At 44.5% G+C, this 26,876-nt stretch carries 18 protein-coding genes, 1 tRNA gene and 1 pseudogene; 14 read left to right on the top strand and 6 right to left on the bottom strand.

Features of this window, described 5'->3' with window-relative positions; translation table 11 throughout:
• Nucleotides 1-87 precede the first annotated feature (87 nt).
• On the bottom strand, nt 88-1,317 hold the full coding sequence (gene serB, locus ACESTD_RS11685) for a phosphoserine phosphatase SerB (protein WP_005837143.1): 1,230 nt from the start codon (nt 1,315-1,317) through the stop codon (nt 88-90).
• 276 nt (nt 1,318-1,593) lie between these two features.
• Here serB and ACESTD_RS11690 point away from each other — a divergent pair, with 276 nt between their 5' ends.
• Nucleotides 1,594-2,094 (top strand): thioredoxin-like domain-containing protein, encoded by a 501-nt coding sequence (locus ACESTD_RS11690; RefSeq protein ID WP_005825473.1) that lies wholly within the window; start codon nt 1,594-1,596, stop codon nt 2,092-2,094.
• A gap of 273 nt (nt 2,095-2,367) precedes the next feature.
• Here ACESTD_RS11690 and ACESTD_RS11695 read toward each other — a convergent pair whose 3' ends face one another.
• From ACESTD_RS11695 to lon, 3 genes are read right to left on the bottom strand one after another with little or no spacing between them, the layout of a single operon-like run.
• Nucleotides 2,368-3,504, bottom strand: a complete 1,137-nt coding sequence (locus ACESTD_RS11695) for an LptF/LptG family permease (RefSeq protein WP_005825471.1) — start codon at nt 3,502-3,504, stop codon at nt 2,368-2,370.
• Nucleotides 3,501-4,631 (bottom strand): tRNA guanosine(34) transglycosylase Tgt, encoded by a 1,131-nt coding sequence (tgt, locus tag ACESTD_RS11700; protein ID WP_117878072.1) that lies wholly within the window; start codon nt 4,629-4,631, stop codon nt 3,501-3,503. Before tgt ends, ACESTD_RS11695 begins: the two co-directional genes overlap by 4 nt.
• A complete protein-coding gene (lon, locus tag ACESTD_RS11705; RefSeq protein ID WP_057097906.1) occupies nt 4,628-7,108 on the bottom strand; it encodes an endopeptidase La in 2,481 nt (826 codons plus the stop codon). Before lon ends, tgt begins: the two co-directional genes overlap by 4 nt.
• A gap of 171 nt (nt 7,109-7,279) precedes the next feature.
• Here lon and ACESTD_RS11710 point away from each other — a divergent pair, with 171 nt between their 5' ends.
• Both ACESTD_RS11710 and ACESTD_RS11715 read left to right on the top strand, forming a co-directional pair.
• Nucleotides 7,280-7,987, top strand: coding sequence for a tRNA1(Val) (adenine(37)-N6)-methyltransferase (locus ACESTD_RS11710; RefSeq protein WP_005837149.1), 708 nt, complete (start codon nt 7,280-7,282; stop codon nt 7,985-7,987).
• An 86-nt stretch (nt 7,988-8,073) separates the two neighbouring features.
• A tRNA-Pro gene (locus tag ACESTD_RS11715) sits at nt 8,074-8,148 on the top strand.
• 61 nt (nt 8,149-8,209) lie between these two features.
• Here the strand turns inward: ACESTD_RS11715 and ACESTD_RS11720 are convergent.
• Both ACESTD_RS11720 and ACESTD_RS11725 read right to left on the bottom strand, forming a co-directional pair.
• The gene (locus ACESTD_RS11720) at nt 8,210-9,175 is read right to left on the bottom strand and encodes a PAS domain-containing sensor histidine kinase (RefSeq protein WP_117688981.1); all 966 of its coding nucleotides are present in this window, start codon (nt 9,173-9,175) and stop codon (nt 8,210-8,212) included.
• The gene (locus ACESTD_RS11725; protein ID WP_034523182.1) at nt 9,172-10,545 is read right to left on the bottom strand and encodes a sigma-54 dependent transcriptional regulator; all 1,374 of its coding nucleotides are present in this window, start codon (nt 10,543-10,545) and stop codon (nt 9,172-9,174) included. The genes ACESTD_RS11720 and ACESTD_RS11725 overlap by 4 nt, the downstream gene beginning before the upstream one ends.
• A gap of 218 nt (nt 10,546-10,763) precedes the next feature.
• Between ACESTD_RS11725 and ACESTD_RS11730 the strand changes: the two genes are divergently transcribed.
• From ACESTD_RS11730 to ACESTD_RS11780, 11 genes and pseudogenes are all read left to right on the top strand, one after another.
• A complete protein-coding gene (locus tag ACESTD_RS11730) occupies nt 10,764-12,251 on the top strand; it encodes a TolC family protein (protein ID WP_022402419.1) in 1,488 nt (495 codons plus the stop codon).
• A 169-nt stretch (nt 12,252-12,420) separates the two neighbouring features.
• Nucleotides 12,421-13,671, top strand: a complete 1,251-nt coding sequence (locus tag ACESTD_RS11735) for an efflux RND transporter periplasmic adaptor subunit (RefSeq protein WP_005837154.1) — start codon at nt 12,421-12,423, stop codon at nt 13,669-13,671.
• Nucleotides 13,672-13,682: 11 nt separating this feature from the next.
• Entirely contained in the window at nt 13,683-16,088 is a 2,406-nt protein-coding gene (locus ACESTD_RS11740) for an ABC transporter permease (protein WP_373158881.1), read from the top strand.
• Nucleotides 16,089-16,099: 11 nt separating this feature from the next.
• Nucleotides 16,100-18,475 (top strand): ABC transporter permease, encoded by a 2,376-nt coding sequence (locus tag ACESTD_RS11745; RefSeq protein ID WP_373158880.1) that lies wholly within the window; start codon nt 16,100-16,102, stop codon nt 18,473-18,475.
• A gap of 18 nt (nt 18,476-18,493) precedes the next feature.
• The gene (locus ACESTD_RS11750; protein WP_008664546.1) at nt 18,494-20,893 is read left to right on the top strand and encodes an ABC transporter permease; all 2,400 of its coding nucleotides are present in this window, start codon (nt 18,494-18,496) and stop codon (nt 20,891-20,893) included.
• 23 nt (nt 20,894-20,916) lie between these two features.
• Entirely contained in the window at nt 20,917-23,274 is a 2,358-nt protein-coding gene (locus tag ACESTD_RS11755; RefSeq protein ID WP_005837160.1) for an ABC transporter permease, read from the top strand.
• 38 nt (nt 23,275-23,312) lie between these two features.
• Nucleotides 23,313-23,987 carry an ABC transporter ATP-binding protein gene (locus ACESTD_RS11760; protein ID WP_005837161.1) on the top strand — a complete coding sequence of 225 codons (675 nt, stop codon included), beginning with the start codon at nt 23,313-23,315 and terminating at the stop codon, nt 23,985-23,987.
• A gap of 159 nt (nt 23,988-24,146) precedes the next feature.
• A pseudogene (locus tag ACESTD_RS11765) lies at nt 24,147-24,414 on the top strand (RyR domain-containing protein).
• Nucleotides 24,415-24,438: 24 nt separating this feature from the next.
• Complete coding sequence (locus ACESTD_RS11770; protein WP_022402415.1) at nt 24,439-24,834, top strand: hypothetical protein; 396 nt, start codon at nt 24,439-24,441, stop codon at nt 24,832-24,834.
• 13 nt (nt 24,835-24,847) lie between these two features.
• Nucleotides 24,848-26,494, top strand: coding sequence for a hypothetical protein (locus ACESTD_RS11775; RefSeq protein WP_229079755.1), 1,647 nt, complete (start codon nt 24,848-24,850; stop codon nt 26,492-26,494).
• Nucleotides 26,461-26,817 (top strand): hypothetical protein, encoded by a 357-nt coding sequence (locus ACESTD_RS11780; protein WP_229079753.1) that lies wholly within the window; start codon nt 26,461-26,463, stop codon nt 26,815-26,817. The genes ACESTD_RS11775 and ACESTD_RS11780 overlap by 34 nt, the downstream gene beginning before the upstream one ends.
• Nucleotides 26,818-26,876 lie beyond the last annotated feature (59 nt).

Below are 26,876 nucleotides of genomic sequence, written 5' to 3' on the forward strand. Positions count from 1 at the left end.
TATAAAATAGACTCTTACAGTAAAAAAATAAGCCCTTGGGACAATAATTATCTCAAGGGCTTGCAAATTTGTTTCAAGCATCTGCCTTCAACGGGGAATATCAATGTATGAATCCTTAAATCCCAGAAAGTAAAGTACGCCATCTAAGCCGATGGTGTTGATGGATTGCTTGGCATTGGCAACTACTTTGGGCTTTGCATGGAAAGCGATTCCAAGGCCGGCAATTCCCAGCATGGGCAGGTCGTTGGCACCGTCGCCCACAGCAATAGTCTGCGCAATATCCACTTTCTCCACCTGAGCTATCAAACGCAGCAACTCCGCCTTACGCTTACCGTCGACTACATCACCGAGATAGCGGCCGGTCAGTTTGCCATCCTCTATTTCCAGCTCGTTGGCATACACATAGTCTATACCGTACTTCTTCTGGAGGTACTGCCCGAAGTAGGTAAACCCTCCCGAAAGAATAGCTATCTTGTAACCGTATTTCTTCAAAACATACATCAGGCGATCCACACCTTCCGTAATGGGAAGATTCTCTGCAATCTCCTGCATCACGGACTCATCCAATCCTTTCAGCAAAGCCACTCGTTCGCGAAAGCTCTCAATGAAATCTATCTCACCACGCATGGCACGTTCGGTAATGGCCTTCACCTGGTCGCCCACACCTGCACGTATGGCCAATTCATCAATCACTTCCGTTTCAATCAGCGTAGAGTCCATATCGAAGCAAATGAGGCGGCGCATCCGGCGGTACATATTGTCCAACTGGAAAGAGAAATCCATTTCCAGTTCGGTTGCCAGTTTCATTAACTGTTCTTGCATGGCAATACGGTCTTTCGGAGTGCCACGAACGGAAAATTCGATGCAGGCGCGTGTACGCGATTCGCATTCGTCCAGCGGGATACGTCCTGTAAGGCGCTTGATGGCATCGATATTCATGCCTTGCTCTGCAAGAATACGGGTAACGGCAGATATTTGACGGGCAGACAACTTACGCCCCAATAAAGTAAGAATATAGCGGTTCTTTCCCTGCATATTCACCCAATCCTCGTACTCTTTGGTAGTAATGGGGTAGAAACGGACAGTCACTCCCAGGGAGGAAGCCTTGAAAAGCAGTTCCTTCATAATGAACCCCGAGTGTTGTTCTTCCGTCTTGCACAAAATGCCCAACGAAAGAGTATTGTGAATATCTGCCTGGCCAATATCCAGAATGGTAGCATCATATTTCGCCAGAATTTCCGTCACGGAAGCTGTCAGTCCCGGACGGTCTTCACCCGTAATACGTATCAGGATGAGTTCAGTGTTCAATGGTTGCATAAGTCATCTTTTTGATAGAATAATAGGCTACAAAAGTAAGGAAAATTCCCACTATTTATGCTAAATAACATAAAAATATGCCTCTAAAAAGTGAGAAAAATGCTTGTTTATTTGGAAGTTTGTTTAGGAATTACTTACCTTTGCACCCGATTTCACAATTAAAAGCTTTGATTATCAGTGTATTTATCACTATTCAAGGCTTTGACAAGACGATGTTCCGGGAAGAAATCACTGTTGAAGGACAGTCCCGGATAGTATTAACCAAAACCGTGCCGCATGAAATATGCAAAATGGATTTTTGTTGTATTACTAATAAGTTCCTTGACTTCTTTTGTAGAAAAAGACAAACCTACCGGAGGTTTGAATGTGGGTGACATGGCCCCGGATTTCAAAATCCAAACCATGTCGGCAGAGCAATCCCAAACCGAACTTTCAGACTTGAAAGGAAAGTATGTATTGCTCAGTTTTTGGGCAAGTTACGACGCGCAGTCCCGGATGCAAAACGCAAGTTTGAGCAATGCGCTTCGCTCTACTGCCCGCAACAATGTGAAGATGGTTTCAGTTTCATTCGATGAGTATCAGTCAATCTTTGAAGAAACCATCCGTAAGGACCAAATAGTTACGCCCACTTGTTTCGTGGAAACTAAAGGCGAATATTCCGGCCTCTTTAAGAAATATCGCTTAGGCCGCGGATTCACTAACTATTTACTGGATGATAATGGTGTAATTATTGCCAAAAACATCTCTGCTGCAGAACTTTCCGCTTACTTGAATTAAGCTTGCTGATGCCCGGTGCATACAACAGCAACTTAAAAAACCTGTAAGACGAAAGTGAGGGTGTTCCCTAGAAACCGACGTCTCTTTCCGGCAAAAAAGGGAACAGAACAAAAGAGGAAAATGAATACAACAAAAAGCCCCTCCCGCACTTGTACAACGCAAGAGTGGGAGGGGCTTCTTATTTTAATGGGCTTCCAGAGACAAACATCCTAAACCTCTGCTTTAGTACGCCAAACCTCAACTTGAGCAAGCTGAAGTAGAGGTTTAGAATGCTTATTTCGGCGCTTTCCTATATAGATAGAATGCAATGAAGGCATACATTATATTCGGTATCCACACAGCGATGACCGGAGGCATGTTGCCGTTCACGGCAAATGTGGAAGCAATGGTCTGAAACAGAATATAAGAGAAACTCAATGCCAAGCCGATACCTAAATGCAATCCCATTCCACCTTTCGTTTTCTTGGAAGACAAAGACACTCCAATCAGCGTCAGGATAAAGGAGGCAAACGACATGGCAATGCGTTTGTGGTACTCTATCTCAAATTCCTTAATGTTGGCAAAGCCGCGTTGCCGCTGCCTGTTGATGTACTCGCTTAGCTGAGGGCTGGTCAACATCTCCTGCTGGTTCTTCATAATCAGGAAGTCGGCAGGCTCCATAAAAAGGGTAGTGTCTATGCGGTCACCCTTCGTGATACTCTCCTTCATGCCATCCATCTGGCGAATCATATAATCCTTGATTTTCCACTTATGCACGGCCGTCGTGTCGTAGGTAATGGAACGGGCTGTAAGGTGGGAGACCAGTTGCTTGTCATTGAACTTGTCCAAAGAAAAGCGATAACCGGTCTTGCTGTAGTCTTCAAAACGTTCGATATAGGCAATTACCCCCGAATCCACTTCCAGCTGGATGTTCCGTGCCGTATTCGCCTTACGGGGTTTGTAGTACTTGTCCTCAAAATTGATACGTGTCACACTGCCTTTGGGAATGACATAAGACCCGAGGCAGAACGTCACTACCGCAATGATTGCCGCAGATACCATATAAGGACGCAACATACGCTTGAAACTCATTCCCGTAGAGAACATGGCAATAATCTCCGAGTTCTCCGCCAGTTTGGAAGTAAAGAAGATTACGGCGATAAATACAAACAGCGGACTGAACAGATTGGCAAAGTAGGGGATGAAGTTCAGATAATAATCAAAGACAATAGCATTCCACGGCGCTTCATGAGACATGAAGCGGTCCATCTTCTCGTTGAAGTCGAACACCACCGCAATGGAGATAATCAATGCGATGGCAAAGACATATGTACCCAGGAACTTCTTAATAATGTACCAGTCCAGCCGCTTCAGGAATTTACCTCTCGGCAGCTTTATATTCTTCCATATCCTCCAGTTCATTTTTCTCATAATCTTGTCGATACGCGTTTCACCATCATCGGTTTCCAGGTAGCAAAGTCGCCTGCAATGATATGCTTACGTGCCTCGCCTGCCAGCCACAGATAGAAAGCCAAGTTGTGGATAGATGCTATCTGCATGGCAAGCAGCTCTTGTGCATGGAACAGATGGCGCAAATACGCCTTGCTGTACATGGTATCCACGTAGGAGGCGCCATCCGCTTCAATGGGAGAGAAATCCATCTCCCATTTCTTGTTGCGCATGTTCATGATGCCGTCTTTGGTAAACAACATCCCGTTGCGTCCGTTTCGGGTAGGCATCACACAGTCGAACATATCGACACCGCGTTCAATGCCTTCCAGGATGTTTACCGGAGTCCCGACTCCCATCAGATAGCGAGGCTTGTCTTTGGGAAGAATACCGTTCACCAGCTCAATCATCTCGTACATCTTGTCTACGGGCTCGCCCACAGCCAGACCGCCAATGGCATTACCGTCAGCACCTTTGGAGGCAACAAACTCTGCCGACTGCTCACGGAGGTCGCGATAGACACAACCCTGCACAATAGGGAATAAGGATTGCTGGTAGCCGTACTTAGGTCCCGTTTCATTGAAACGCTTGATACAGCGGTCCAGCCAGCGATGTGTCAATCCCAGTGATTTTTTGGCATATTCGTAGTCCGAATCCCCCGGAGGACATTCATCAAAGGCCATCATGATGTCTGCACCGATAGTCCGTTCTATATCCATCACCTTCTCCGGTGTAAAGATATGCTTGCTACCGTCGATGTGTGAACGGAATTCCGCACCTTCTTCGCGCAACTTGCGGATACCGGACAACGAGAATACCTGGAAACCGCCGCTGTCTGTCAGCATAGGACGGTCAAAGCCGTTGAACTTATGCAGTCCACCGGCTTTCTCTATCACTTCCAGTCCCGGACGCAGATAAAGATGATAGGTATTACCCAATATAATCTGCGCCTTTATATCCTCTTTCAGCTCAGGCAGATGCACGCCTTTCACTGTTCCCACTGTACCTACCGGCATAAAGATAGGTGTCTCAATCTGCCCGTGGTCAGTAGTAATCAGTCCGGCACGTGCATTGGTCTTGCTGTCTGTATATTGTAACTCGAATGTCATTCCTCTTTCTTTTCGGTCTTTTCTTTCTTTACGGACAAGTCGATGGCATCGGCTACTTTTTCATCAGTCAGCGCAATGGCAAACACTTCCTTAATATCTTTCACATAGTGGAAAGTCAGTCCTTTCAGATATATATCCTGTATCTCTTCTATATTCTTGCGGTTCTCGTCGCTCAAGATAATCTCCTTGATACCGGCACGCTTGGCAGCCAGTATCTTCTCCTTGATGCCTCCTACCGGAAGTACCTTACCGCGAAGTGTTATCTCTCCCGTCATGGCAAGATTGGCCTTCACCTTTTTCTGGGTGAGGGCAGAAGCGAGGGAGGTAGCCATCGTGATACCGGCAGACGGACCGTCTTTCGGAATGGCGCCTTCGGGCACATGGACATGGATGTTCCAGTTATCAAAAATCTCTTCGTCAAGATTCAGCAGGGAGGCATGCGCCTTGATGTATTCCAATGCCAGCATGGCCGACTCTTTCATTACATCACCCAAATTGCCGGTCAATGTCAAACGTCCACCCTTGCCACGGCTCAGGCTGGTTTCCACGAAAAGTATTTCACCACCTACGGCAGTCCACGCCAGACCGGTCACCACCCCTGCATACTCATTACCCTGATACTTGTCCCGGGTATATTCGGGTGCACCCAGGAATTCATACAAGTCTCCCGGTTTTATTTCGGTCTTCGCAAAATAACCGTCCGTAGCATATTGGCGTGCAGATTTACGGAGTATCTTTCCGATTTTCTTTTCCAGTTCGCGCACGCCGCTCTCACGGGTATAATTCTCTATAATGGCTTCCAGTGTGTTCTTCGGAATCTTGATATCATTCTTTTTCATACCGTTTGCCTCCAATTCCTTCGGAACCAGATGGCGGCGGGCAATCTCAATCTTTTCTTCCGTGATATAGCCGCTTACCTCAATCAGCTCCATACGGTCCAGCAACGGTCCGGGGATGGTATTCAGATTATTGGCAGTAGCGATGAACATCACTTTGGACAAATCATAGTCCACATCCAGAAAGTTATCATGGAATGTAGTATTCTGTTCCGGGTCGAGCACTTCGAGGAGGGCAGAGGAGGGGTCTCCCTGGCGGTCGGCACTCACCTTGTCTATTTCATCCAGAATAAATACCGGATTGGAGGAGCCTGCCTTTATCAGATTCTTGATAATCCGTCCCGGCATGGCACCGATATAGGTTTTACGATGACCGCGAATCTCAGCTTCATCATGCACGCCTCCCAGCGACATACGGATATACTTACGCTTCAAGGCTGCAGCAATGGAACGCCCCAAAGAGGTTTTTCCCACACCCGGAGGGCCATACAGGCAGATGATGGGGGACTTCATATCGCCCTTCAGCTTTAATACAGCAAGATGTTCCAGAATGCGTTCCTTCACCTTCTCCAAACCATAATGGTCTTTGTTCAGTGTCTTTTCTGCATTGACAAGGCTCAGATTATCCGTCGTATAAATGCCCCACGGCAAACTAAGCATCGTCTGCAGATAGTTCAGCTGCACGCTATAGTCGGGAGACTGGGGATGGGTACGTTCCAACTTATCCACCTCTTTCAGGAACGTAACCTTCACCTCATCATTCCATTTGATGGTCTCCGCCTTCTTACGCATCTCCTCTATTTCCTGCTCTTGACCGCCGCCACCCAGCTCATCCTGAATGGTTTTAATCTGCTGCTGCAGGAAATACTCACGCTGCTGCTGGTCTATATCCTCACGTGCACGCATCTGGATAGACTCTTTGATTTCGGCAAGCTGCACTTCACGATTCAGAATCTCAAGCAGGCGGTAGGTACGCGCCCGCAAAGAGTCGATACGGAGCAGTTCTATCTTTTCGTCTTTCTTGAGTGGCAGGTTCGTACAGATAAAGTCTACCAAAAACATTGGATTGGTAATGTTCTTGATGGCAAATGCCGAATCCTGCGGAAACATATCGGATGACTTGATGTAGCGTACTGTCAAGTCTTTACACGCCTCTACCAATGCATGGAATTCCTTGTCATTCTTCTCCGGAAGTTCTTCATTCAGCGTAGCTATCCGTCCCTTCAGATAAGGAGTCGTATCCGTAATCTCCTTCAGTTCCATACGTTTGGAGCCTTGCAGAATGACGGTAGTTGTCTGGTCTGGCATTTCAAGCACACGTACTATCTTGGCAACTGTACCGATGGTATGTAAATCCTCAAACAGAGGTGTCTCTGTTTCAGCCACCTTTTGGCATACAACAGCTATATAAGAATTTTTCTTTTCTGCTTCACGCACCAATTTGAGGGAAGATTTTCTTCCTACAGATACCGGCATAAACACCCCAGGGAACAATACCATATTTCGGAGAGGCAATATCGGTAAAACCTCTTCTACCTCAATGTCCATCAATTGTTCTTCATTCCCCTCAAAATCAGCAATTACAGAGAAAGCGTTTCCGCTTCTATCTTCGACATCACTCAGGTAATTTCTTTTCTTCATTTCTTTCTTTTTAGTTTATGTCATATTGGCAGGCCAATAAAGCGCCTGCAAAGTTAAGCTATTTCTTCATAAATAAACGTTCTTCACCCTTTAAAAAGACAAAAACAGTGCCAATTTTATGACAAATATGCAGGCTTTGATTATTTTTGAGCCCAATTAAAGAAGATAAACATGCCAAAATCATCTTTTAAGTTTAAACAATTTACCATATTTCATGATAAATGCGCCATGAAGGTCGGCACAGATGGTGTACTACTTGGGGCATGGGCCTCGGCAGACAAAGCAAAGCGTATACTGGACGTTGGAACCGGTACCGGATTAATAGCCTTACAGTTAGCGCAAAGGAATCCGCATGCCCGGATTACTGCAATCGAGATAGATGCGGCTGCAGCCGGACAAGCCACAGAAAATGTATCTCACTCTCCATGGGCCGATAGAGTAGAGGTCATATGTCATGATTTCCGAGATTATCAGCCGGAAAACAGATTTGACCTCATCGTTTCCAATCCTCCCTATTTTATAGATGCGTTGAAATGTCCTGACGAACAAAGGTGCACAGCACGGCATGCGGGCAATTTGAATTACGATTTACTGTTTCATCGTTCGGCATCTTTGCTTGAAGAGCAAGGAGTCGTAAGCATCATTATTCCAGCGGAAGCTGAAAAAACGGTTGTGGATACAGCTTGGAACCATAAGTTGTTTCCATTGCATCGTGTGCAAGTCTTCACCAAGCCCGGAAAACCGTGCAGACGGGTATTGCTGAACTTTGGTTTTGAAGCAAAAGAGTGTAGAGAAGAGAAACTCTGTATTGAGGTGAATCACAATGAGTTTACCCCTGAATATGTAGCTTTAACGAAAGATTTCTATCTGAAAATGTAATTTTAATTGCATAAAACTTGCCTAAATGTTTGGTTGGTATCAGAATTGTTTTTACCTTTGCACTCGCTTTTCAGAAGTAAAGTATTCGGGGTGTAGCGCAGTCCGGTTAGCGCACCTGCTTTGGGAGCAGGGGGTCGTGGGTTCGAATCCCGCTACCCCGACAGAAATTAATAAGCTACTGATTTTTCAGTAGCTTATTTTTGTATATACCCTCTTTCCCACTTATCCAAATAGCAGCGTAAAGCAACTCCCTTTTCCCACAGCAGACTGCACCGTGATATTCCCTCCATGCCGGTTCATCACTTGTTTACATAAACTGAGCCCGATGCCCGAACCGGAAGGCTTGGTGGTGAAGAACGGTACAAAAATCTTATCTTGCACTTCCGGCAGAATGCCTTCACCATTGTCACTGACAGTGATTAGGCATTGCCACGAGAGGGCGGGTAGCATCTTCACTTCTATCCGGGGATGCTCTTTCCTGCTACATGCCTCTTTGGCATTTTTAATCAGATTAATCAGTACTTGTTCTATCTGTGTCCGGTCTATCTGGAGTATGCGGTCGGTCTCCGGAAGCTCTATCCGGATATACTCTTCCGAAAACAGCTTCTGCAAATCCTGCAACAGCTCGCGGACGGCAACCGGACGACGGACGGGGGCGGGAAGTCTTGTCAGCTTCCGGTAATTCTCCACAAACTCCAACAACCCCTTACTACGGCGGTGGATAGTCTGCATTCCCTGCCGCATGACGGGATAGTTCTTTTCCGACATTTCCCGCTCGCTCAAGGTTTCGGAGAGGGAGATGATGGGAGTGATTGAATTCATTATTTCGTGCGTCAGCACACGTATCAGCTTTTGCCACGCTTCCATCTCATTGCGTTCCAGCACGCGGGTACGGAAATTCCTCATCGCTTCGGAAAGCTCGTCCACCATATCCTCCATAGACCGGTTCTTGTAGGGAGAACGGAATGACAGCATCATGTCGTCATAGCGCAGGCTCTCTGCCAGATGGCGCATCATGCGCACCTGCATCATCTGCAGGCGGTACAGATGAACGGCAATCGCCAGCAATATCAAAAAAGCCATCAGTGCACTGAACCACAGTCCGGCATCCACCAGCAGATAAACGCCGACCGAAAGGAAGGCTATGCCGATGATGTGCAGTGCCACAATCAATGAATATCGTTTCATAAGCCCAGTTTTTCAAGTTTCCGGTACAAGGCGAAGCGAGTAATGCCCAAGTATTCGGCGGCACGGGTCACATTTCCTTCACTGAGCCGCATGGCACGTTCCACAGCCTGCCGTTCCAATTGCTCCAAGTTGAGGACTTCTTCTTCCTTCTTCTGACGGGAAACAGAAGCTTGGAACATAAAGTTCTCCGGACGAAGCAGAGAACCGTCTCCCAATATGACAGCACGTTCCACTGTATGCTGCAACTCACGTACATTACCCGGCCAGGCATATTTCAACAACTTGTTTTTCGCCTCCCGGGTCAGCCCGCGCATCTCTTTCTGATATTTGCGGGCATACCGTTGCAGGAAATACTCTGCCAGCAGGAGGATGTCGTTTCCGCGTTCCCGCAGAGGTGGAATATGCAACTCGATGGTGTTGATGCGATACAGCAGGTCTTGGCGGAAGTCTCCTTCGTCCACCAGCCGACGGATGTCTGCATTGGTGGCGCAGATGAGCCGCACATCAATGGGCGTAGCCTGCGTACTTCCCAAACGACTGATACAACGCTTTTCGATGGCAGTCAGCAATTTGGCCTGCATGGGCAGGGAAAGGTTACCTATCTCGTCCAGAAAAAGCGTACCGCCGGTTGCCACTTCCATACGTCCAACTTTCGCTTTCCGTGCATCGGTGAAGGCGCCTTTCTCGTAGCCGAACAACTCGCTTTCGAACAACTGTTCGGGAATACTGCCGAGGTCTATCGTGACAAACGGCTTTCCATAGCGGGGAGAATTGCGGTAAAGCATACGGGCAATCACATCCTTTCCGGTTCCATTCTCACCTAATATAAGAATGTTGGCATCCGTATCGCGCAACTTCTCCACAGTAGAGAAAACTTGCTGCATGACGGGAGAATCACCGATAATAATCTCTTCGGAGCCTCCCGCTGTGGCATTGCTCAGAACTTCCACCTGCTCCTTCAGCAGATTTATCTCGGTCCGCGAACGACGCAGCTTCATGCCCGAAGAAAGGGTCGCCAACAATTTTTCCTTCTCCCACGGCTTGGGAATGAAATCCGTAGCCCCCGCTTTGATGGCACGCACTGCCTTGTCCGTATCCGCGTAGGCAGTCATGAAGATGACCACTGCTTGCGGGTCGATACTCAGAATCTGCTTCAAGCTATCGAAACCTTCCTGACCACTGATGGCATCACGGCTGAAATTCATATCCAGCAGAATAATGTCCGGACGGAAAGTGGTCATAAAATGCTCGATGCGGTCGGGAGTCACTGCCACTTTTATCTTCTCGGCGTAGGGTTCGAGAAGAAGGTTCAGCGCAAAAAGGACATCCTCGTTATCATCTACAATCAATATTTTACCAAACTGTTCCATATCTGTTTTCTTTTCGTGCAGGCAAGGCCTACACAATCCCACATCTCTTGTACGGGCAAAGATAAGTATAATATCCATGTGTTGTGCGTGCATTATCGCACTATTTTTGTGCGCAACTGCACACGTTTGGAAAGCTTCGAACCACAACAAACACTTATAATACAACAACTTATACTTATGGCATAGAATTTGAACTTTATAGAGTAAAGAAAACAACTATGCACCGGAATATATTTTTATTGCTTATTACATTCAGTCTGATGTCGAGTGCCGTTGCTCAAGAGCACACGCTGGAGCTGACTTTGGAAGAAACCATCGAGCAGGCCCGCCAGCAGTCGCCCGACGCCCAAAATGCCCGCCATAGCTTCCGTTCCGCTTATTGGAACTACAAATACTACTGTGCCAACTACCTGCCGACGCTCAAGCTTACTTCCAATCCCTATCTGGACCGTGCTATCAACAAAGTGACCCAAAGCGATGGCAACGTCAAGTTCATAGAGCAGAACCTGCTGAGCACTGACCTGACACTGAGCCTGACACAAAACGTGCCGTGGACCGGAGGAACCTTTTTCATTGAAACGGCTGCGCAGCGCCTCGACCTTTTCAGCAGTGACACCTATTCCTGGCAGACTTCACCCGTCAACATCGGATACAGCCAGTCCTTGTTTGGCTACAACAGCCTGAAGTGGGACCGGCGCATCGAACCTATCCGTTATCGCGAAGCCAAGAAAACCTACGTAGAAACCCTTGAGCTTGTTGCCGCCAATGCCACAGAGAAGTTCTTCAACCTGGCCAAAGCACAAAGCAACTACGAAATAGCCAACGCCAACTACGCCAATGCCGACACCTTGTATATATATGCGCAAGGACGATATAACATCGGCACCATCAGCGAAAACGAAATGTTGCAGCTCGAACTCAACAAACTGACCGAAGAAACCAACTGCATGAATGCCCGCATCGAAGTGGAAAACTGCATGCAGGAACTCCGTTCCTACCTCGGCATCCAAGAAGACCTCCTTATAAAGGTGAGAATAGACAACCGCGTGCCCGACCTGCACATCGACTTGGATGCCGCGCTGATGCTTGCCAACGAAAACAGTCCGGAGATACAGAACATGCTACGCCGCAAGGTGGAAAGCGAGAGTGCCGTGTCGCGCGCCAAGGCCAATGCCGGACTGAAGGCAGACATCTACCTGCGCTTCGGCTTGACACAAACTGCCGACAAGCTGAAAGATGCCTACCGGAATCCACTGGACCAGCAGTACGTCAGCTTGGGCATTACCCTCCCAATCCTGGACTGGGGGCGCGGAAGGGGACAAGTACGCGTGGCCCGTTCTAACCGAGACCTTGTCTACACGCAGGTAGAGCAAGACAAGACGGATTTCGACTTGAACGTACGGAAACTCGTAAAGCAATTCAACCTGCAGGCGCAACGGGTAAACATAGCCGCCCGCACGGACCATACAGCCCAACGACGCGCCGAAGTAGCCCGAAAACTCTATCTGCTCGGCAAGTCCTCGGTACTCGACCTCAATGCATCCATCACGGAAAAAGATACGGCCCGGAGAAGCTATATAACGGCTTTGTACAACTATTGGAGTTTGTACTATGCACTGAGAAGCATCACGCTATATGACTTTGAAAAAGAGAGGCCACTGGCAGAAGACTTGGAAAGGGTTACTAATGAAGAATCTATACAGTAATAGAATCGTGGAATAGTTTTAGTAAAAACTGGCCGGAGATTTACTAAAACTCCGGTGACGATTTACTAAATCTCCGGTAAAGTTTTAGTAAAACTCGGAACCCTTATTCAGAAGTACTTCTGAAGGGGGTATCTGAAAAGTAAAAAAAGAGTATATAAAATATTGCATTATGGATATAAAACTTGAAAAGAAACCCTGGTACATCCGTTACCGCTACTATCTGGCGGGAGGCGTTGCCTTCCTTGCCTTCCTGATTTATGTAGTCACCCTTTCGCTGGGTCCCAGCAAACTGCGTATCGAGCAGGACAACATACAGATAGCCGAAGTCAAGAACGGCAAATTTATGGAATATGTAGATGTGGAGGGAGTGATTCAGCCCATCCTTACCATCAAGGTCAATGCACGTGAAGCCGGAAGCGTGGAACGCATCATAGGAGAGGAGGGGAGCCTGCTCCGGCAAGGAGATACCATCCTCGTCATGGAAAACCCCGACCTGCTGCGCAGTATCGAAGACCAGCGCGACGACTGGGAAAAGCAGCTTATCACCTACCGCGAAAAAGAAATTGAAATGGAGCAGAAAAGCCTGAACCTGCAACAACAAGCCCTGCAGACCGATTATGACCTCAACCGCCTGCGCAAGAGTTTTGCCCTTGACAAGGAGGAGTACCGCATGGGCATCAAGAGCAAGGCGCAGCTCGAAGTTTCCGAGGACGAATACAACTATAAAGTGAAAAATGCCCATCTTCAAAGGGAAAGCCTCCGTCATGACTCTGCCGTCACCGTCATCCGCAAAGACCTCATTAGGAACGACCGCGAACGGGAACGGAAGAAGTATGAACGCGCCTGCGAACGGCTCGGCAACCTGGTGGTGAAAGCTCCCGTCGCCGGCCAGCTCAGTTTTGTCAAGGTGACTCCGGGACAGCAGGTCGCTTCCGGTGAAAGCATTGCGGAAATCAAGGTGCTGGACCAATATAAAGTGCATACTTCCCTGAGCGAATACTACATCGACCGCATTATCACCGGATTGCCTGCCACCATCAATTATCAGGGAAGAAAATACCCGTTGCGCATCACGAAAGTGGTTCCCGAAGTCAAAGACCGCACGTTCGACGTAGACCTCGTCTTCACCGGTGACATGCCCGACAACGTACGTGTAGGCAAAAGCTTCCGGGTACAGATAGAACTCGGCCAGCCGGAGGAGGCGCTCGTCATTCCGCGCGGCAACTTCTACCAGAGTACCGGAGGACAATGGATTTACAAACTGAACGCCGCAAAGACAAAAGCCGTGCGCGTGCCGCTTGGCATCGGTCGCCAAAATCCGCAACAATACGAGATTACGGAAGGTTTGCAGCCCGGAGATTGGGTAATTACAACGGGATATGATACCTTTGGCGAGGCGGAAGAATTGATAATGAAATAAAACTACGCACTATGAGACAAATAATCTTAGCCATCAATGCATTGCTGAAATTCAAAGCATACACCCTTATCAATGTATTGGGACTGGCGTGCAGTTTGGCTTGCGTACTCACCGTAGCCCGATATATCCACCAAGAAAATACAGTGAACCAATGCTTTCCCGAATATAAACGCATTTGCCTGATAAAAACCTCTACCAGCAGTGGTGAAAACTTCTTGGGAGGCTACCGGTCGGGATTGGAAAAGGATCCTGCCGTAGAACAATTTACGGTGATTTATCAAATATCGGATATGCCCGCTCTGTTCGGTGAACAAGAAATTGCAGCGAACGCTTTTTCTGTAGACAGCACCTTCTTCAAAATCTTTCCATATAGGGTGATTGCCGGAAGCGGAAGAATAGTCCGCCCGAGGGATGTTGTCATCACCCGTTCTTTTTGGAAGAAGAAGCTGGGAGGGAAGAATGCCATAGGCGCTACTTTCAAAAACACAAAAGGGAATAAATTCACTATTATAGGAGTGGTGGACGACCCCGATACCAAGACATCATGGATGCCGGATATATTTATGTCGGATGAACTGGATGAATTCCTTTTTTTCGACCCTATATACGCCATGCTGATGGCACCGGATACAGACATTGCACTGCTGAATAAAAAGTATTCAAAAGAACACCCCCGCAGCAAATGGAGCACTTATGAGACAGTACGCTATCAGTATTTGCCTTTGAAAGATTTATATTACGATAAAGACCACGGAAAAGAAAACAAGAACTATCAATATGGCAACCAAAGCTATGTCCGGGTATTGATGGTAGTAGCCTTCCTGGTAGGTATCATAGGGCTGCTGAACTTCATCAACATCTACACTGTCATCATGTCCAAGCGGTCAAGAGAGTTTGGGGTGAAAAAAGTGTTCGGTGCAGGCAGGACAGACATTTTCCTGCAAATATATGCCGAGAACATCTTATTGACGGGACTGGCATTACTCCTTTGCTGGGCTTTAATAGAAATAACCAGGTTTTTCTTTTTCCATGAACTTTATATACCTACCACAACAGACTCCGGCTTTGACCGGAAGGTCTCTGCCATCGTACTTTTAGGATTGCCATTGCTGACTACTGTTTATCCGTTCTTGAAATACACATGTAGCAGACCCGTCAACTCCATACGCGAGCTGGCATCTTCACGCTTTTCCACACGGTCACGCATGATATTACTGTGTTTTCAATATGTCGTAACCATCTTTATAATAACCGTTTCTCTATTCTTTGTACGGCAGTTGGAGTATATGCTCTGCGCCGACCTCGGTTTCCGCTCGCACGATGTGATAACTTGCTGGATGTATGTCGATAAATTGGGCTTATATAAAACAACTAAAGAGGAGGGATTGGATGAAGGAAAAAGACAATATATAAGTAATGCTTTGGTCAATAAACGAATGAGTGAAAGCACTCTGTTTGAGCATTGGAGCAGAGGAAACGACTTGCTGTTCACCGACTTCCGTTTTGACAGTTTTGCGCTCAACAGAGCCGAAAACGGTTTCCATCCGGCATTATCTGCACATTTAACGACCCACTCCATGGCAATATACGATTTTCAACTTGTAGAGGGGCGCCTATGGAACGACTCCATAGATGAAGCGTTCACCAAAAACAGTTTCAAGGTAATTATCAACGAAACCGCTAAAAGAGTCTATGGAATAAAAGACATCACCAAAGACAAGCTGCAACCTGAAGAACCACACTACGCCTCAAGCAGCTTACCGGATTTCTACAATCCACCTTGCGAGATAGTAGGGGTCATAAAGGATTTCAATGTTCGGCACCTTTCACAATCCATCCAACCGGTTGTCATCTATTATCACGATGCAAGCATAGGCGGAATTTATACTGTTACAGCCTCGTATAAGCACGAGAATAAAGCCAAAGTCATTGATTTCCTGCGCCGCTTATACGAAGAATCTACGGGAAGAACCGACTTTGAATATACGCTGATAGAAGATGAACTCCAAAAGATGTATCGTGAAGACCGTCAAGTGGTGAACATTTATACGCTCTTTGCCGGAATAGCCATTTTCATCTCTTCATTGGGATTATTGTCAATATCCTTGTTCGATATTCGGCAACGTTACCGTGAGATAGGTTTACGCAAAGTGAACGGTGCGCAAGCAAAGGATATTTATCCCTTACTCATTAAAAAGTATCTCTCGGTCATGGGAGTCGCCACTTTGCTATCCATACCCTTGTCATGGATTGCCATTACCCTCTATTTGCAGGATTTTGCCCACAAAGCCCCTTTGACATTCGACTTGTTTGCCGTAGCAGTAGCCATAACAACTGCCATCTCCTTGTTGACTATTATTGGGCAAATCAGCAAGGCTGCCAACATCAATCCGGCAAGCATTATGAAAAACGAATAAAAGACACGAATATGAAACTCATACTATTATATATCCGAACATTAAGTAGGTTTAAAGTATATACGGTAATCAATATTATCGGACTGGCACTGAGCTTGGCTTGTGTCATTATTATATTCCGCTACGTGAAGCAGGAAAATGATGTAGATTGTTATAGTCCCAACAAAGACCGGATAGGCATCATGGTGCAGGAATACAAAGATGACAACAATAAAACGGCAGTTATCGGAGGTCCCCTCGAAGATGCAGACATAGAAGCGATGTCCACTTTCGTATGGTTCAATAAAGACTATATCATAAAGGAAGAAAAACATATTGATGTAGAAACGATTGTAGCAGACAGCTTGTTTCTAATAGTGACTGATTTTCCCATGAAATATGGAAAAGCCGAATCATGGGCGGCGTCTCCACAAACCGCCTTTATCACAGAAGAGCTGAGTGAGAAACTATTCGGGAACATAAATCCTATCGGCAAAACCATTGAATACTCTACCGGTGACCCTCTTACGGTGACCGGAGTTATCGGCAAAGACAGAGGGAAACGCTCGCTTCATTTCGACTTGCTTGTTCCTGAAACATTGCAGAAGGATTGGGAGTTCCGTTTCCCGATGAAAATGGCATTAATTCATAAAGGGGCCTCCTTTACGAAGATAAATGCACGGCATGCAGCGTTCCGGCAATCTCCACGTGCTGCGGATGTTGAATTCAGGTATCAACTGCTTCCCATGCGTGAAGTGTATTTTCATCCAGCCATTGATGTTTGGCAGGACATGCTGCAAAGGGGGAATTTACCACAGCTACATCTATTGGCACTTGTTGCTGTACTAATTTTAATTGTAGGCATCTTCAATTTTATGAGTCTTTATACGGTTGTATTATTGAAACGAAGCAAAGAATTCAGACTAAAGAAGGTTTTTGGAAACAATTCAGCACAGCTATTCTCCCAACTATATATCGAGAATTTATGTCTGACACTTGTATCATTATTTATAGCCTGGTTCCTTGTCGAGATTTCCGTCTTTCCCTTAAATAAATATTTTGATGTCATTCAACAACCTAATGGTATATTTGACATAGGAATAACCATAGCTATCCTGATTTTACAGCCATTGACAGCTTCAATCTATCCGTTTTTTAAATTCAAATACAACACGCCTATCCATTCATTACGGAAAATAGGCAGTGGTGAAAAATCGTCTGTTGTAAGAAACCTCTATCTGAGTATTCAGTATATCGTGGCATTCATTCTAATAGTTGTTTCCATGTTCTTCGCCAAACAACTGTATGAAATGACTCATATAGATTTAGGCTATGACACAGACTCTATCGTTAAAGTCCATTTTGAACGCTATGAACGCAAACAGCCTACCACTGAAGCAGAATATCTGAAACAGACCTCCTTGCGCAAAGCCTCCAAAGAAAATATATCCACTGCAATGAATGCCTCTCCTTTATTCACGGCATGGAATTACTCTTTATCCCCTTATGAATATTTCACAGAATCTCCGGTACTTTTCCGTAAGCTCGGAGAAGCCAATTTCAAACAATTGTATTGCATTCCCATAACAGAAGAAGAAATAAGATTTCATGGCTTCCGTTTATCCCAGGGACGTTTATGGGATGCCGACATCGACCATGAAGGTGAAGCAAAACTGATTCTCAATCAAAAAGCCATGCAACTCTTCGGACTCGAAAGCGCAATCAATGCCCGGCTGGAACCCCAACAACCTTTATGGCCGCGTAGGGATTTGAGCCCTTATCAGATTATAGGTATCGTCGAAGATTTTTATTGCGGACATTTATCCCAACCGGTTCTTCCTATAGCTTTTATATACGGTGAAACATATCTTTCACAAATTCCTTTGCAAGCTAAAATTGCTCCAGGACATCAAAAAGATGCCGTTGCCTTCCTGGAAAACCTACACAACGACAATGCTGATGGAGCCTTCAATTATACTTTTGCAAAACAGGAAGTTGAGAATCTCTATAAGTCAGACAAGCAAATAACTATTACCTATTCCTTTTTCGCCTTTATGGCCATTCTAATATCCTCAATAGCTTTGTTTGGATTGTCCTTATTTGACATACAACAAAGATACCGGGAAATAGCTATACGAAAAGTACATGGCGCTACACATAAGGAAATTTTATTGTTATTACTCAAAAAATACATTATCATATTAGCAATGTCATTTTTGATTGCCATTTCTATATCTTATTGGGGAATAACCATTTATCTGAGAGATTTTGCCTACAAAGCCAACATCAGCAGTTGGTTGTTCATTATTGCAGCAATCATCATATCATTAATTTCCATATTAACATTGGTTTATCAAGTAAAAAAGGCTGCACGACAGAATCCGGCGGAAGTAATCAAAAGCGAATAATACAATAATGATACTATTATGATAAGACATTATATTAAAACAGCATTCAGAAACCTATTAAAGTACAAGGCACAGAATATCATCTCTATCATCGGACTGTCGGTAGGTATACTTTGTTTTAGTATCTGCCTATATTGCAGCCGCTATATAAATTCTACCGACAAGTGCTTTACCCACTGGGAACGCATTGCAGACATAAACCTATATACTCCAGCAGAAGAACCTTATTCCGGAACTCCCGCTACGTTGTTTGAGAGTCTGCGCCAATTGCAATTCCAAGAAGTAGAAGCATTTACTTTTGTTGCCTATCCCCGCCCACGTAGCTACAATGTGGAAACTATCGACAAGGAAGAACTGCCTTACGAAGATTTATATGCTATGGAAGTAGATACAGCCTACCATAGCGTGTTCACCCCGGAAGTATTACAAGGTTCATGGGCTGTAGCATCGCAAACTCCCAATGCCGTGATACTGACACGCTCTCTGGCACACAAAATATTTGGTCTCGGAGAGAATCCGATAGGAAAGCGAATGACCTTAGCACAACGGCTTTTCTCTTCACCTGATACCACACCACGAACAGGAGGTACCATCTATACCATACAAGCGATAATAGAAGATATTCCATTGAATACCAGCCTTAGCTTTCTCCAAAAGATTGATATGTTAATCTTGAACGACAGCGAAGGACTTATACAATTCGATGGACGAGACAGTATGACCGGTGGACTTACTTTTGCTCTTCTTCGTCCGGGCAAAACATCCGCGCAACTTGAAGCAAGTTTCCGTGCAATGGACTTGAAGCACACAATATTCAATGAGAAAAATACCGTATCAGCCTCGAATTTCGGAAAACTTTTTCGGGAGAAATCCGTTGCCCCTTACTTTGCCGGAATCACATTCATTGTCGGCCTTTTGATTCTACTGACTGGTCTACTCAACTTTTTTCATTTTTTGACGGGGAGTTATCTGAACCGTTCGCACGAGTTCGGCATTCGTAAAGTGAATGGAAGTAATGGCAACAAACTATTTTGGTTACTTTTTACCCAAGCCATTATCATTTCGTTCATAGCCTTCTTATTGACTTTCTGTCTGATAGAAATATTTACCCCTTACCTTTCATTCTCTTTATTTGATTTCACATTAGTCATTGAACGGGACCTATTATTGATACAGACAATAGAATATATGGCAGGCGTTATTTTACTATGCTTATTACTCTGCTTGTTTACCGTATGGAGGATGAAGCATGCCTCCATCCAGTCAAGTATTTACAAGAACAAATCCAAACGCCACAAACAGAAGATACGAAATTGTCTTTTGGGTATCCAATTTTTCATCTGTTGGTTATTCATAGTCTTTACAGTCGCTTTATATTTGCAGGCTAACAAGACCGGTTCCACACTGTTCAACACACTGACAGAAAAAGAAAAGTCCGAAATCATCAGTATTCCTATGGATTACCGTTTTATGAAAAATGACGAAAAGCTTGCTCTCATAGAGCGCATCAGTCAACATCCGGATATAAAAGATAAAATGCTGACAGATATTAATTATCTGAAAGGTATTTCGGGAACAAGCATGCAGACAGAAAAAGATAACCGGGAAAGTAGCCTTGAAGTCAATATAATGAATGTTCCTAATAACTTTTTCGAGTTTATGAATATCCCCATTCTCTCCGGGCATGTCCTGAAGACAAATAGTGACATGGTAGCAGACCGTAAATTGGTAGAACGTATAAAGAAGGATTTACTGGGAACCACCTTGTACAATTATCAAGATAGCTACACGGTATGCGGCATTTGTTCCGATTTTGTAGCCGACACTTACAATCAGAGCCAGGGCTTCGTCTTTCTGCCTTGTGATTTCAAATATTATGTAGGTCATTGCTATTTGAAGTGTGTACCCGGAAAAGCAGAAGAAGTAGAGGCTTTCGTTAAGAAAATGCTGGAAGAGAATCTTCCACCGAGTATACAATTACACATTTCGACCTTGCAGGAAGACATTCACCAAGCGCAAGCCATCGAGAACAACATGAAAGGGATAATCTTATTCTTCTCATTTGTCAGCCTTATAATCACTTTATTAGGCGTCTATTCGGCAATCACACTGGATACGGAACGCAGACAAAAGGAAGTGGCAATCCGTAAAGTAAATGGTGCAGGATTGAAACAGATTATCATATTGTTTGCCCGTACGTATATTTATCAGCTTGTACTCTCGGCAACAATGGCATTTCCTTTATGTTATGCCATACTGCAGTTATGGAAAAACATGTATATCGTATTCTTTAATGATGGCCCGCTATTTTGGATTTCAATCTTCATAATCGTAGCTGTCATTACTACTCTGACTATTATTTTCCGTATTCTGAAAATAGCAAGGACAAATCCGGCAGAAGTCATTAAAAACGAATAAGAAAATATATTTACCTAAAGATTATGACCATACTTACAATCCTAAAAATAATTACCCGCAGTTGGTGGAGAAACAAAGTTTTCTTCTTCATTTCTATAGTCAGTCTGGCTATAGGGCTAGCATGTACAAACTTGCTGTTCACCTATTATGTACATGATTACAATATAGAGAGTGGCAATCGGGACAAGAACCGTATTTTCTGTCTGCGTCAGGATAATCCGATGCAGGACGGAAGCAAGGTGGCCTATGCTGATGCCAATATTCCCCCTATGCTGAAAGAAAAATATGCAGAAGTGGAAGACTACCTGCGTATCAATTCTCTGGTTCCACAATATTGTAAATATGGAGGGGAGATTTACCACGATATAACCTTTATATCTGCCGATACTACTTTGCAACATTTCTTCCACTATCATCCCATTGCCGGTAGTTTAAAGCAAGTATTGGAACAACCGGGCAAAGTAGCACTCAGTGAAGCTTTTGCACATAAACTGTTTGGAGATAAAAATCCATTAGGAGAATTGCTGGAAATAAAAACCATGACTGATACCCAAAGTTATGAAGTGGCAGCCATATTAAAGTCACGGTCACAATCATTGCTCCAATTCGACATGATTACCGGGAATAACAAAGACTTTTGGGGTGGAATGACGTTTCTGAAACTAATTCCAAATACCGATGCCCAACAGTTTACCGAAAAAATCAACCACGACAAAATTCCCACTTTGATTCCGGAAAAGACACAATATTACGTCGACCCTCTGTCCGACATCTACTTTACTACACCGGACTACGATACACAACAACCTCTGCCGTATATCAATCAAAGTAATGTGCAATTATTGTATATCAGCCTTGCTGCCGCCTTGTTGGTACTTATCATAGCCTGCTGCAACTATACCAACATGAGCCTGAGCCGTGTATTGCAACAGCTCAAAATGATACATGTGGAGAAACTGATGGGAAGCAGCTTGAAGGATATCCGCATCCAACTGTTTGGTGATGCATTCCTCACTGTGCTGCTGGCATTCGGATTATCTTTACTCATCATCAACGACTGTCTGTCTTTTTTCAATGGATTATTTGCATCCCATTTAAACGTACATTTCTTTTTCAGCCTACAGATGCTACCCTTGTTAGTGCTCTTTGTACTAGTTATGTCCATTGTCCCTGCCTGGTATATCAGCCATAGACTTTCACAACTCTCATTCAGCGAATACAAGACACTTTACGGAGGTAAAAAGAAACAACGTTTCATAGCTTTGCTGGTCATTCTTCAGTTTTCCATTTCTATAGGGCTGATATTCGCTACTCTCGTTGCCAATGAACAAATCAATCTCATCAAGGAACGGGCCTACTGTTACGAAAATCGGATTGAAATAGGAGATTTCAATGCCGCACCGGCTACAATACTTAAAGAAGAGCTGGAGAAACATGTACAAGGAATAGAGTCCATCGCCCTGTCACAAGGCTCCATATTGAATTCATGGATACGTGAGCTATCCATCAAACAAGCCGACGGTACGGAAAAAAGTTCCTACCTATTAATGCTGTATAGTGATGCCAATCTGGTAAAAACGATGGGGTTCAAACTCTTGTCCGGTAACGCTCCCGAACAACTGCAAAAACAATATGCCTATCCTGCACTGGTCAACGAAAGCTATGTCAGAATGCTGATTCCAGCAGGAATAAATGCCATTGGAAAACCTTTGAAAGAATTTGACCAGTCTGCCGATTCTTTATACATCATCGGCGGTGTATTAGAGGACTTCCCGTTCAGTTCATTGGAAAATGAAATTACCCCGGTCATACTTTACCTTCCACCTACAGAGAGAATGTCGGGTGCCAACTATCTGCAGATTAAGCTGATTGAAAGCAATAAACAAGAAACACTACATCAAATAGCCCAAATATGGGAAAAGATGAATGAAGGGGAGATATTTCAATACACAGACATGCACCAAGACTTTATGAAACGCAATGGTAAAGTCTTGTCTCTCTCCAAACTCCTTATCGCCTATTCTCTGATTGGCTTGATATTGACCTGCTTCGGCTTATTCGGCATTTCATGGTATGCCACTCGCCAGCGTATCCGCGAAATCAGCATTCGCAAGATTCATGGAGCAACATCCCGACAAATCGTGCTGTTGCTGAATAAACCATTCTGCCTGCAAATTCTGCTTGCATATATTCTAGCTGTCCCCATTGTCTATTGGCTCATGCACCATTGGCATGAACAGTTTGCCTATAAAGCCCCCTTCACCGTTATGGACTTTCTATTGCCACTATGTATTGTCTGGATAATATCTGCCGTCACAGTGTGTCTGCAAAGTTATTTGCTGAACAAAACAAATCCGATTGACTGCATCAAATCCGAGTAAGAAATGAAATATTTATAAACCATAAAAACCAAAGCATTATGATTAAGACAGTAAATTTACAGAAGATTTTCAAGACCGAGGAAGTACAGACTCTGGCTTTGAACGACGTAAACATTGAAGTGAAAGAAGGGGAGTTTGTTGCTATCATGGGACCTTCAGGCTGCGGAAAATCCACTTTACTGAATATCCTCGGTCTGTTGGACAATCCTACATCCGGAGAATATTACTTGAATGGGACGGAAGTATCCAAATATACAGAAGCCCAACGTACCAACTTGCGTAAAGGAGTCATCGGCTTTGTATTCCAAAGTTTCAACCTGATTGATGAGCTGAATGTATACGAGAACATCGAACTGCCGCTACTCTACATGGGCATTCCTGCCACCGAACGCAAGCGCCGGGTGGAAACCGCTATGGAGCGTATGGCAATCATGCACCGCAGCAAGCACTTCCCGCAACAATTGTCCGGCGGACAACAGCAACGCGTGGCAATCGCCCGTGCAGTCGTATCAAACCCTAAACTGATACTTGCCGATGAGCCTACCGGTAACCTCGATTCAAAGAACGGAAAAGAGGTAATGGAACTACTGAATGAACTGAATAAGGAAGGCACTACGATTGTCATGGTGACACACTCACAACATGATGCCGGATTTGCCGGACGTATCATCAATCTGTTTGACGGGCAGGTAGTGACGGAAGCTAACTTATAATTCACGCTTCTCCCGATTTATATGCAGGTTGCAATGTTTTTTCCATTGTAATCTGCATGTTTTTTTGGAAATAGCTTTCCTTTTTTTTGTTTCTGTCGTCCGAAATGCCTAATATTGCTACCAATAAACTTTTTACTTCCACATTTTAAATAACAGAAAATGAAAACATACACACCGTCCCCTTTGAACGCAGAAAATATCACTTTACCGGATAATTTGACGGAACTCACAGAAGCCATGGCACGCAATGTGCATGAAGTATGGGCTTTGGGAAGACGGAGAGACACGCAATGATGAATTAAAGACACATCCCGGACTTGTACCATACGAAGAGTTACCGGACTCAGAACGAGAATACGACCGGCAAACAGCCATACAGACACTGAAACTGATTATGAAACTGGGATTCGACATACAGAAGAAATAATAATCCAATATCTATTATAGTACTATGAGGACGAGTGAGAACAAGTATTATCCTATCCGGCACTGGTGGAAATTCGTGATTCCTGCCTTTATCATTCTCTTTCTGGTTGCAGCATTGATTGTGACATGCACTACATTCCAAAACCTTATTCAATTCTTTCCATCGCGTGGAATGACCTACCTGATGACACTCCATGCCATCATTTCCCTTAGCGTATGCATCTGTTTTTTTCTATGTATCAAGAGATTAATAGATGTATTCTCATTGAATCTGGAACAAGAAAGAAACATTCTTGCATCCTTGTACCAGGAAAAAGAAAAACGGGAGATTATCAATAACGATGAGAAAGAAATCAATAAACTGAAAGAGAATATCAGAAAAGAATTGAAACAAGAAACTGAAAAAAAGGAAACTGCCTAATGACAAAACAAATATGAATCTGCTAACAAGACTTTTTGCCCTTCATTTTGACCGCTCTTTTTCCGGAAAAGGATGGAGGCAGCTTGCTTGGCTTTTCGGAGTCATAGTAACTGTTTTCTTATTGATATATCTGGTAAGTTTTGCATTTATCTTTCCTGAGCCGTCTCTTGAAGAATGGACCGGTATTGATAAAGACGTACCTATGGGGCGTTTGCTTCAGTTGATTTGTCTGTTCATCGATCCGGGGAATATTGTGGAAGTACCACCTTATCTGCGTTGGTTCTCTCTATTGGTCGTAGTGCTGGGATTAATTTTGTTCTGCGGATTATTGATATCCGTAATCTCCAATATGCTGGAACGCAGAGTTGAGCGATATCGTGAAGGCGATATCGTTTACCCTTTGCAAAACCACATCGTCATTATCGGTTTTGACAACATGGTCCCCACTCTTATCCAGCAAATTTGCGATGACACACATTATGGGAATTGCCATATTCTGATTCAGAGTACCCAACCGGCACAAGAAATCCGTAGCAAAATCCATACGGAACTGGATGCCAAAAACGAAAAAAGAATTGTGGTGCTGCGTGCCCGGCGCGACTCTATCGAGGAGTTGGAAAAACTCTATACTACCAAAGCGCGCGAAGTATTCCTTATCGGAGAGAGGAACGAACATGACCATGACTCACTGAACATAGACTGCCTGAAAAAGATAGTTGACATTCATAAACGATGCAATAAATGTTCCCTCATACCATTCACCGTTCTTTTCGAATATCAGACTACTTTTGCCGCTTTCCAACTGACCGATTTGTCTGCCGAATGGAGAAAATATATAGAATTCCATCCCTTTAACTTCTACGAGGGCTGGGCCCAAAAGATATTGGTAAGCCGGCAATACGGAAAAGGGGAGAACTGCATTGAATATCCTCCTCTCGACCGTGAGACAATAACCTACGAAAGCGAAAAACATGTTCATCTTGTTATCATCGGTATGAGCCGTATGGGAGTGGCAATAGGAGTAGAAGCTGCCCATCTGTTGCATTTTCCAAACTTCTGCCGGGACAAGAACATAAAAAGTGTCATTACCTTCATTGATGAAAATGCCGACCGGGAAATGAATTTCTTTTGTGGACGATACCGCCATTATTTCGAGATATCGTCTACCCATTATTACGACATGAGCAAGGACGAAAGGCACGAGAGATTTGTCCTTCCCACCCGTTTTAAAGGAAAAGATGCAGACTTTCTGGATGTGGAATTCGAATTTATCAAAGGCCGTGCGGAAACTCCTGCCATCCAGAACCTAATTAAAGAATGGGTACATGACTCAGGCCAGGTATTGACGATTGCCGTCTGTCTCAATTATCCTCCTCAAAGCATGGCAATGGGATTATATCTGCCGGACGATGTATATGATGAAAACATCCCAGTTTTGTCCGTCAGGAAACCTCCAGTGCACTGCTCAATATGCTTAACAGTAAAAAGAAAGATGAAGCGATTCATAAATATTCCCATGTTTTTCCTTTTGGAATGCTGGACAACTGTTACGACTTGGACAAAAAAAGCCGGAGGGAGGGACAAATCATCAATTATATATACGATTTCAAGAATAAATATGGAAATGTGCCTCAATCATGCCCACCTGACAATGAGCTGAAAGACTCATGGAACAAACTGTCCGTATCCCTTCAGTGGTCCAATTTGTACAGTGCATATTCCATTAGTCCCAAGCTACGCTCCATAGGCATTACGGATGGTTACGTGAAACTGGACAACGACCAGATAACATTGCTTGCCGAAGTCGAACATAACCGTTGGAACATGGAGAAGCTGCTGCTTGGCTTCCGTAAACCCACCGCCGAAGAAGAAGAGTTAATCTATGGCAGCAAGGAAATGGGAGACATCTTCAAAAAGAAACGCTTTGTGCATCCCGATATACGTCCGTATGATGAATTGAAGGAAAGTGTAGCTAACACTTGAAAAGGGACCCGGGTAGCATTTGAAACGTGTACCACCCGATAGGTTTTGCAAAGTTAATT

The organism is Bacteroides sp. AR20 (assembly GCF_964250605.1).
Lineage (GTDB): Bacteria > Bacteroidota > Bacteroidia > Bacteroidales > Bacteroidaceae > Bacteroides > Bacteroides uniformis.

Excerpts from the sequence above, each read along its gene's own strand:
- serB (WP_005837143.1), bottom strand. The coding sequence starts at position 1,317 with ATGCAACCATTGAACACTGAACTCATCCTGATACGTATTACGGGTGAA.
- ACESTD_RS11690 (WP_005825473.1), top strand. The coding sequence starts at position 1,594 with ATGAAATATGCAAAATGGATTTTTGTTGTATTACTAATAAGTTCCTTG.
- ACESTD_RS11695 (WP_005825471.1), bottom strand. The coding sequence starts at position 3,504 with ATGAGAAAAATGAACTGGAGGATATGGAAGAATATAAAGCTGCCGAGA.
- tgt (WP_117878072.1), bottom strand. The coding sequence starts at position 4,631 with ATGACATTCGAGTTACAATATACAGACAGCAAGACCAATGCACGTGCC.
- lon (WP_057097906.1), bottom strand. The coding sequence starts at position 7,108 with ATGAAGAAAAGAAATTACCTGAGTGATGTCGAAGATAGAAGCGGAAAC.
- ACESTD_RS11710 (WP_005837149.1), top strand. The coding sequence starts at position 7,280 with ATGCCAAAATCATCTTTTAAGTTTAAACAATTTACCATATTTCATGAT.
- ACESTD_RS11720 (WP_117688981.1), bottom strand. The coding sequence starts at position 9,175 with ATGAAACGATATTCATTGATTGTGGCACTGCACATCATCGGCATAGCC.
- ACESTD_RS11725 (WP_034523182.1), bottom strand. The coding sequence starts at position 10,545 with ATGGAACAGTTTGGTAAAATATTGATTGTAGATGATAACGAGGATGTC.
- ACESTD_RS11730 (WP_022402419.1), top strand. The coding sequence starts at position 10,764 with ATGCACCGGAATATATTTTTATTGCTTATTACATTCAGTCTGATGTCG.
- ACESTD_RS11735 (WP_005837154.1), top strand. The coding sequence starts at position 12,421 with ATGGATATAAAACTTGAAAAGAAACCCTGGTACATCCGTTACCGCTAC.
- ACESTD_RS11740 (WP_373158881.1), top strand. The coding sequence starts at position 13,683 with ATGAGACAAATAATCTTAGCCATCAATGCATTGCTGAAATTCAAAGCA.
- ACESTD_RS11745 (WP_373158880.1), top strand. The coding sequence starts at position 16,100 with ATGAAACTCATACTATTATATATCCGAACATTAAGTAGGTTTAAAGTA.
- ACESTD_RS11750 (WP_008664546.1), top strand. The coding sequence starts at position 18,494 with ATGATAAGACATTATATTAAAACAGCATTCAGAAACCTATTAAAGTAC.
- ACESTD_RS11755 (WP_005837160.1), top strand. The coding sequence starts at position 20,917 with ATGACCATACTTACAATCCTAAAAATAATTACCCGCAGTTGGTGGAGA.
- ACESTD_RS11760 (WP_005837161.1), top strand. The coding sequence starts at position 23,313 with ATGATTAAGACAGTAAATTTACAGAAGATTTTCAAGACCGAGGAAGTA.
- ACESTD_RS11770 (WP_022402415.1), top strand. The coding sequence starts at position 24,439 with ATGAGGACGAGTGAGAACAAGTATTATCCTATCCGGCACTGGTGGAAA.
- ACESTD_RS11775 (WP_229079755.1), top strand. The coding sequence starts at position 24,848 with ATGAATCTGCTAACAAGACTTTTTGCCCTTCATTTTGACCGCTCTTTT.